Here is a 2,267-nt window from a genome sequence, read left to right on the forward strand (position 1 = left end):
TCTACCAGTCAAGCGAGCCCATCCACCGGACCCCTTGGCGTGCGACGGTGGCCCCCCCACCGTCAGTCGCGCCATGAACCCCCAGCGAGTTGTCCGAGTCCTCTTCCTGAGCATGGGCAACGCGGCCCGGAGCATCATGGCCGAGTACCTGCTGCGCCGTGTGGGGCACGGGTGCTTCGAGACCTTCAGTGCGGGCGTGATGCCGAGGGGCAGGGTGCACCCGCTGGCACTCAAGGTGCTGCGAGAACGCTTCCGGCTCGAGCCGGAGGGAGCACGCAGCAAGTCGTGGGAGGAGCTCCGGGAGGAGCGCTTCGACCTGGTCATCACGCTCTGTGACAAGGCGCACGAGGCCTGGGCGGTGTGGCCGGGACAACCCCGCGCGGCGTACTGGGATGAGCCGGATCCGGTGGCCTTCGAGGGGAGCGAGGCGGCGCGCGAACGGCTCTTCATCCAGGTGGGGCGGGAGCTGTCCCAGCGCCTGGACCTGCTGTGCGCGCTGCCGGTGGAGAAGCTGCTACACCTGCCGCACGGTGACGCGGGGGCGGCGGTGCCGCTGTAGCGATTCGATTCCCCAGGCGAACACCTCCGGGTGCCGGTGCGGGGAATCACGGGACACGTGTGCGCCCGGTTGGCTGCCCGCCCTCTGAGGGGCGTTTCCCTACCCAGGAACGAAGGTGAAGGCTCCTCGGGTTGGGAAATCGCCAAACCTCAGCACTGGAGCAGGCCTTTGAACCGTCGCAGCAGCCATTCCAGCCGTACCCAGACTGGGAAGAAGACCCGCAAGCCGACCACGCTCGCCCGCCACGCGCACGCCCGTCCACGCCGGGTCGCGACGCTCGAGGCGCTCGAGACATTGCTGGAGTCTTTGCGAGCCGTCACCCACGGAGACTTCTCCGTGCGGCTCCCGCCGGAGGCGCAGCCGCAGGCGATGGAGGAGATCGCCCACGCCTTCAACGCGATGGTGGCGATGAACCAGCGGATGCAGGACGAGCTGGTGCGCGTGGAGCGCGTGGTGGGCCGCGAGGGCCAGATGGCGGAGCGCGCTTCGCTCGGCCCGGTGAGCGGCGGATGGGCGTCGAGCATCGGCTCCATCAACTCGCTCATCGCGGACCTGGTGCAGCCCACCACCGAGGTGGCGCGCGTGCTGGGCGCGGTGGCCCGCGGTGACCTGACGCAGAAGATGGCCTTGGATCTACCGGGGCAGCCGGTGAAGGGCGAGTTCCTTCGCATCGGCACCACGGTGAACGCGATGGTGGATCAGCTCAGCTCGTTCGCCGCCGAGGTGACGCGCGTCGCGCGCGAAGTCGGTACGGAAGGAAAGCTGGGAGGCCAGGCGCGCGTGCCCGGAGTCGCCGGGACGTGGAAGGACCTCACCGACAGCGTGAACCAGCTGGCCAACAACCTCACCGCCCAGGTGCGCAACATCGCCGAGGTGACCACCTCCGTGGCCCGCGGTGACCTGTCGCGCAAGATCACGGTCGATGCGCGCGGCGAGGTGCTCGAGCTGAAGAACACCGTCAACACGATGGTGGATCAGCTCCGCTCGTTCGCGGGTGAAGTGACGCGCGTCGCGAAGGAAGTCGGTACCGAGGGCAAGCTGGGGGGCCAGGCCGACGTGCCCGGCGTCTCCGGCGTGTGGAAGGACCTCACGGACAACGTGAACCTGATGGCCTCCAACCTCACCACCCAGGTGCGAGGCATCGTGAAGGTCGTGACGGCGGTCGCCAATGGTGACCTGTCCCAGCGCCTCGTGGTCGATGCCAAGGGCGAGGTGGCCGCGCTGGCCGACACGCTCAACAGCATGACGAAGACGCTCGGCATCTTCGCCGACCAGGTGACCAGCGTCGCCAAGACGGTGGGCGTGGAAGGCAAGCTGGGCGCCCAGGCGGATGTGCCCGGTGTGGCCGGTACGTGGAAGGACCTCACCGACAACGTGAACCTGCTGGCCAACAACCTCACCGCCCAGGTGCGAAACATCGCCGAGGTGAGCACGGCCGTTGCCCGCGGTGACCTGTCCAAGAAGATCACCGTCGACGCCCGCGGTGAGGTGCTCGAGCTGAAGAACACCATCAACACGATGGTCGAGCAGCTCCGCTCGTTCGCCGGTGAGGTGACGCGCGTCGCGAAGGAAGTGGGTACGGAAGGAAAACTGGGTGGCCAGGCCGACGTGCCGGGGGTCTCTGGTACCTGGAAGGATCTGACGGACAACGTGAACTTCATGGCCTCCAATCTGACCGCCCAGGTGCGCAACATCGCCCTGGTGACCA

General features: G+C 67.8%; 2 protein-coding genes. Both read left to right on the forward strand.

The window, feature by feature from the left end; all coding sequences use genetic code 11:
• The first annotated feature begins 73 nt into the window (after positions 1–73).
• Positions 74–559, forward strand: a complete 486-nt coding sequence (locus tag Q664_RS23200) for an arsenate reductase ArsC (RefSeq protein ID WP_063934739.1) — start codon at positions 74–76, stop codon at positions 557–559.
• Between the two features lie 168 nt (positions 560–727).
• Positions 728–2,267: HAMP domain-containing protein (locus tag Q664_RS23205; protein ID WP_043399652.1), on the forward strand; the 1,540-nt coding region annotated here is incomplete at its 3' end.

The organism is Archangium violaceum Cb vi76, from assembly GCF_000733295.1.
GTDB lineage: Bacteria > Myxococcota > Myxococcia > Myxococcales > Myxococcaceae > Archangium > Archangium violaceum.

Excerpts from the sequence above, each read along its gene's own strand:
- Q664_RS23200 (WP_063934739.1), top strand. The coding sequence starts at position 74 with ATGAACCCCCAGCGAGTTGTCCGAGTCCTCTTCCTGAGCATGGGCAAC.